Here is a 758-nt window from a genome sequence, read left to right on the forward strand (position 1 = left end):
CGAACGCCGCGGCGTGCGTCTGCGCGGGAAGGTCGTCGGACACACCGACCGCGCCGGCGACGGTGTCCACGGCTCCCGTGGCCGCCGCTGCGACGTCGGCCGGAGCCGGCAGGCCGGGCGCGGCGACGGGGGCGGGCACGGCGATGGGTGCGGCGAGGGCGTTCATCGCCGTGGTGTAGCCGAGAAGCTCACCGCGGGTGCGCGCGACCACCGCCAGTGCCGCGGATACATGCTCGGCGGCGGAAGTGAGCAGCGCGATCTGACCCGGCGGCGTCAGCGCGACGGGCGCGGTCGCGGTGGCGAAGGCCAGGAAGGACTGGGCGATCCCGCCGAGTTCGACGTTGCCCCGCTCGACACTCGCGGTGGCGGCGCGCGTGACGGCCCCGATCTCGTCGCCCCTTTCGCTCAGCTCGACCGCGGTGACCTGGGCCTGGCGACCCTTGTCGAGCGCCGCCTCGGCGGGTGCGCCCTCCCACGAGTCCGGCAGTGCGTGCAGTGCCGTGCGGGCCAGCGACGCCGCGCCGTCGAGCATCCGCGACGACTGCTGCAGGACCGCCGACGGGTCGAGCGCGTCGACGATGCCGGTACCGAACAGGTCGCCGAGGTCGCGCAGTGGACGCAGCATTTCGTCGATTCCCGGCACTGCCGGAACCGGAAGAGACTGCAGCACTTCGGTTATCGCGTCGAGCTCGGGTTCGGGCGACCACGTCGGCGGGGCCGGCGGCGCGGGCAGCGGCAGGTCGAGGGCCGGGCCGGCG

At 74.9% G+C, this 758-nt stretch carries 1 pseudogene; it reads right to left on the bottom strand.

The features are described 5' to 3' along the window. A pseudogene (locus CQZ88_RS21470) lies at window positions 1-758 on the bottom strand (hypothetical protein); the annotation flags it as partial.

This window comes from Rhodococcus sp. ENV425, from assembly GCF_002887785.1.
GTDB classification, from domain to species: domain Bacteria; phylum Actinomycetota; class Actinomycetes; order Mycobacteriales; family Mycobacteriaceae; genus Rhodococcus; species Rhodococcus aetherivorans.